The 4,840-nt window shown below is 61.0% G+C and carries 7 protein-coding genes; 1 reads left to right on the plus strand and 6 read right to left on the minus strand.

Translation table 11 applies throughout. The annotated features are described in order from the left end of the window. Positions 1-1,084 precede the first annotated feature (1,084 nt). Positions 1,085-1,234, plus strand: coding sequence for a hypothetical protein (locus I6F21_RS37155; protein WP_158284318.1), 150 nt, complete (start codon positions 1,085-1,087; stop codon positions 1,232-1,234). Positions 1,235-2,164: 930 nt separating this feature from the next. Here the strand turns inward: I6F21_RS37155 and I6F21_RS37160 are convergent. The 6 genes from I6F21_RS37160 to I6F21_RS37175 all read right to left on the minus strand — a co-directional run. After that, positions 2,165-2,647, minus strand: a complete 483-nt coding sequence (locus I6F21_RS37160; protein WP_346656854.1) for a hypothetical protein — start codon at positions 2,645-2,647, stop codon at positions 2,165-2,167. A gap of 16 nt (positions 2,648-2,663) precedes the next feature. Beyond that, the gene (locus I6F21_RS39115) at positions 2,664-3,131 is read right to left on the minus strand and encodes a ribonucleotide-diphosphate reductase subunit beta (RefSeq protein WP_346656855.1); all 468 of its coding nucleotides are present in this window, start codon (positions 3,129-3,131) and stop codon (positions 2,664-2,666) included. Next, complete coding sequence (locus I6F21_RS38760; RefSeq protein ID WP_346656856.1) at positions 3,064-3,318, minus strand: hypothetical protein; 255 nt, start codon at positions 3,316-3,318, stop codon at positions 3,064-3,066. Before I6F21_RS38760 ends, I6F21_RS39115 begins: the two co-directional genes overlap by 68 nt. Next, positions 3,245-3,721 (minus strand): hypothetical protein, encoded by a 477-nt coding sequence (locus I6F21_RS37170; RefSeq protein ID WP_276519413.1) that lies wholly within the window; start codon positions 3,719-3,721, stop codon positions 3,245-3,247. Before I6F21_RS37170 ends, I6F21_RS38760 begins: the two co-directional genes overlap by 74 nt. Positions 3,722-3,723: 2 nt before the next feature. Next, entirely contained in the window at positions 3,724-3,903 is a 180-nt protein-coding gene (locus I6F21_RS38940; RefSeq protein ID WP_276573638.1) for a hypothetical protein, read from the minus strand. Then, positions 3,891-4,840: ribonucleotide reductase N-terminal alpha domain-containing protein (locus tag I6F21_RS37175; protein ID WP_276573639.1), on the minus strand; the 950-nt coding region annotated here is incomplete at its 5' end. The genes I6F21_RS37175 and I6F21_RS38940, both read right to left, overlap by 13 nt.

Consider the following 4,840-nt stretch of genomic DNA (forward strand, 5'->3'; position numbering starts at 1 on the left):
GATCTCATGTGGTCCGCGATTAGCTGGCAGGTGGGGGTATGGGTCGTGGCCATATGTCCACTCGATTTTAAATTGGTGGTTTCCCTTTGAACGAGAACCTGAGCGACGTGCCCTGCCGCGGCGTCGACGGCGACGCGGTCGCCTCTTCCTCAGTGGCGTAGGGGCCGGAGTACTCAAAATTAAGCGCAACCTTCCACCGGCCTTTATGGCGCGACACGAAGTATTGAACGCCAGCCATAAAGTTTGCTCCGGCCTCGCCCCTGTGATCGACAGATGGCCTTACTCTGCAAATCTGCCGCGGTCGCCTCAACTACCGAATTTGGTGGGCTCGGAAGGAGCAGCGCCTTGTAGTGATAGGGCTGGACTGTTGCTGTGACCGGGGAGACTAACTGCCGGGCCTTGGTCGCTTCCCTTATTCACGAGGGATAGCGGCTGCAATCGGCGAGATCGAGTGTCGAGAGCGAGATGTCGCCTAGCTGCTAGCCAGTCTTTTCTCTCTCGTTAGAGTCAACGGCTGGATTGATGACGGATTGGGAGACGATCCACTTTTCCATTATGACCGTGATCCCAAGCTCTTGTTCCGTCTCCGCCCTCGGGAAAACATGCGTTCGATCGTCAAACTCGTCAGGGTCCCTCACGGTAGCAGCACGATTTGAGCCGAACCGCGTTGCCGCGCCCTCTCTATTGCCCCCCTGCACGCGCTGGGGAACGTCATTGGGATCTCCGTTCTTAATTCATAGTCTTTGACTGCAATACTGGGCGATATGATCCGGAAGCGCCAATAGCGGCGCCCGCTTGGCTTCTTCCCGTACTCGCGCTCCCACGTCGAAGTGTCAATCCGCACATCCGTCATGTTCGCTGATCAATGGCAGGCACGGCTTCGCGCTTTTCTTCGAACATATGCCAATGCCAGCGGGCCTAACACATCGAGATGAACGAAAGTCTCCGGATAGGCTATATCGTTTCGGTAGCTTCATTGCTCGAGAGCCGCTCAGGCCGATGTTCAGGGCCGTAAAAGGTCGTACGTCCGTCTGCCTTCGCCGCAGACGCGGCTGCTGCTCGACATGATGTCGCGGCGGCGTCAGTGCCGCTGCGAACGAAAACCGACAAATATCGGACAAAATCCTCCCCCTTCGCGTTTGATTTCGTCGCCGAGCCGCTGGCGGTCTTCCTCGGCCGTGGCTTCGCGGAGGTGATCTACTACGAGCAGACGCTGGCAATGCGGCTCGGATGACGGCCGCGTTTCTGTCCTAACACAAGAGTTCCGCTTCAGCGCTGCCGATCCACCTCTCGAGATTTTGCATCCGCTCGCCGAGGCGCTCCCAATTGATCCGCGCCAGCGGGGGTTCGGCAGGTTCATCGGGCGCAGAGATCGGCAGCGACGATGACGCAAGCCATCACGTCGTCGACGTTATGTCCCACCCTCGCACGAGCGCCGCTTCGACCGCTCGTCGGCCTTTCGTCCGAGGTCGGTCAGAACGGCCTCGACCTGGTCGACCAAGTCGTAGCTCGAAGGTGCGCCCGGCTCGCACCTCGGCTCGCATTTCAGTGCGTTGCCCGTGCGATGAGCGTGCTGCGGCCGACCGGAACGATGGTAATCGATGACCTGTGTCTCCCTAAGCGAGGTCCGAGTTAACCACGACGGTGACACAACTATTTTTTGCCTCATCATTCTCCGACGGCCGGAAAGCCGACGGTGATGCAGGTGGGGGCACGGGTCCGGGAAATCGGCGCAGCCAGCTACTAAGCGGCTGGCGTTCGACCACGGCAGCACGCTTGAGTTCGCCGCGATCTTCGCCGTGGCGCTGCGTCATAACCAGATCAGCCAGATTCCTTTGCACCACGCCTGACCAGCTCGAGCCGATGTACCGACAAGAAGCCGATAGCGCTATTGATGCGAGTCCTGTCGCCAAGGCTTCTATGCCGCGATGCAGCTCAGGATATTGGTGCGAACCCGCGTCGTCGGCGCCCTTCCTGCCGGCCAATCCTGCCTCAACTTGGCCGCGACACGGCCGCGGCACATTGCCGGAACAATGCTACATAAATATGCGACCGCTATATCAGCAACAACTTTCCGCCTGACCAAAGTGCAGAAGTGTTTGGACATCCATTTTGGCGAAGATCGATCAATAGGTCGTGGCGATCACGCCACCCCAACGGTAGTTCACACGGACCAAGCCGTTATCGACGTCCTGACCGATACGGGCAGTCTCTGCAAAAGCGCCCACCGGAACACCCACGAGTCCGGGTGAAAAAAAGAAATCCACATCCCGACGACCCATGAACAGGTGGTCGTATTCAACTCCGATGGACCAGTTCGCAGCAAAGCCAAATTCAAGGCAGCCCCTACCGTGCCTCCCCAACGAATTTCGCTGCCGTTGCCGATAGTGAGCCCGGTCGCAAAATCGGAGACCCGGTATTTGTCACGGACGACTGCAGCCCCACCTCTTACATAGAGCAGCACGTTATTCCAAGCATAGCCGACTTGGCCCGTGAACAGGCCGAATGCATCAAGCGTGGAGTCATCCCGGACGCCTGCGAAAGCAAGGTTCGCGTTGGAGCCCTTGAAATCGGCCCAATTGCCCTGCGTCTCCAGACCGAACACCGAGTTCGCTATTTGCCAGCGGTAACCGATGTGACCGCCCACCGTGCCTCCCGTCGCATTATGGCGCCCCATGCCAACAGGCGGAGCGACGACCACGCCGCCAGCGTTGACCACGTCCCAGCACTGCTGCGCAGAGCCACCACCGCCATTGATGCCGACGTAGAAGCCGCTCCAATCGTAGATCGGAATGACCGCCCGAGGCGCTTTGAAGTAAGGCAGTGAAGAAACGGAAGATCTGGGTGAGCAGCGCGCGCTGGCTGTCGGTGACGCGGTCCGAAGCCCAGTCGTTGAGGTCGGCGCCGAGCGGCACCTCCTCGCCCATCCAGTGGGTCTGCTGCTGGCGCTTCCAGAACTCGTAAGCCCAGGCATAGCGATCGACGTCATAGCTGCCGGTCGAGTCAAGAGGCCGACGCGTCCTTTGCCGATTAACGTGCGCGGATCGGCGCGCGACAGATCGATCACTGACATGTGAGGCGCTCCTCATAGTCGGTGCGCTGCCGCGCCGGCTGCTGCGTCGGCGTTGCATCCCCGGCAATCTTGCCGGCGAACGCCGCGCGCGAGATAGACTTTGATCGACAGTAGTAGAGGCTCTTCACCCCACGCTTCCACGCCGTCCAGTGCAGCATGTGGAGGTCCCACTTATCGACGTCGGCCGGCAGATAGAGGTTGATCGACTGGCTCTGGCAAATCAACGCGGCGCGGTCGGGCGGCAAGCTCGACGATCCAGCGCTGGTCGATCTCGAAAGCGGTGCGAAAGATCGCTTTCTCGTGCTCCGACAGGACGTCGAGATGGGCGACCGACCCGTCGTGCGCGATGATCGACTCCCCGGTCGCCGAGGTGTCGGCGCCTTTCGCGGCCAGCACCTTAGCGAGGTGCGGATTGCGCACCGAGATGGCGCCGGATAGCGTCTTGTGCGTGTTGATGTTGGCCGGGATCGGCTCAGTGCAGGCGCTGGTGCCGCCGCAGATGATGCTGATCGAGGCGGTCGGCGCGATTGCGATCTTGTGGCTGAAGCGCGCCATCACGCCGCGTTCCAGGGCATCCGGGCACGGGCCACGCTCGCGAGCGAGCGCCACGGATGCCGCATCGGCATCGCGACGAAGTTTTCGGAACATGTTCAGATGAATGACTTGGCCAGGGCACCCTCCATTGGAATGCCCTTGGCCTGGAGAAACGAGTGGAAGCCCATGACGCCGAGGCCAACGGAGCGCTCGCGCAGGGCGGCGTAGCGGGCACGCTTCATTTCGTCCGGCGCCACCATGATGAAGTGGTTGAGCACGTTGTCTAGGAAGCGCATGACGTCCTCGATGGCTCCTTATTCCACTGGTCCCAGGTCTCGAGGTTGAGCGACGACAGGCAGCACACCGCGGTGCGCTCCTCGCCGCGATGATCGATGCCGGTCGACAGGGTAATCTCGCTGCACAGGTTCGAGGTCGAGACCTTGAGGCCGAGCTCGCGCTGGTGCTTGGGGAGCGCACGGTTCACGGTGTCGATGAACAAGAGATAAGGCTCGCCGGTCTGCAGCCGGTTCTCAAGGATGCGTTGCCACAGCTGGCGGGCATCGATCTCGCGGACGACCTCGTTAGTCTTCGGGCTGCGCAGAGCGAATGCGGTGCCGGCGCCCACGGCACGCATAAACTCGTCGGTGACGTTGACGCCGTGATGCAGGTTGAGGCTCTTGCGGTTGAAGTCACCAGACGCCTCGCGGATCTCGAGGAACTCCTCGATCTCGGGATGGTGGATATCGAGATAGACCGCCGCCGAGCCGCGCCGCAACGAGCCCTGGCTGATCGCCAGCGTGAGGCCGTCCGTGACGTGGATGAACGGGATGATGCCCGAGGTGACGCCGCCCCTCGCCTTCTCGCCGATTGAGCGAACATTACCCCAGTAGGTGCCGATGCCGCCGCCATTGGAAGCAAGCCAGACGTTCTCGTTCCAGGTGCCGACGATGCCTTCGAGCGAGACTGAGTTGAGGAAGCACGAGATCGGAAGGCCGAGCGGCGTGCCGCCGTTGGAGAGCACCGGTGTGGCCGGCATGAACCACAGCCGAGACATCGCATCATATAGGCGTTGGGCATGCGCAACATTGTCCGCGAAGGCGCAAGACACTCGGGCGAACATGTCCTGGAGGCCTTCGCCGGCGAGCAGATAGCGGTCGGTCAGCGTCAGCCTACCAAACGAGGTCAGCAGGTCGTCGCGCGACCGATCGAGCGAAAGGTCAGACGGAGTTGGCG

This window comes from Bradyrhizobium sp. NBAIM03, from assembly GCF_020194055.1.
GTDB lineage: Bacteria > Pseudomonadota > Alphaproteobacteria > Rhizobiales > Xanthobacteraceae > Bradyrhizobium > Bradyrhizobium yuanmingense.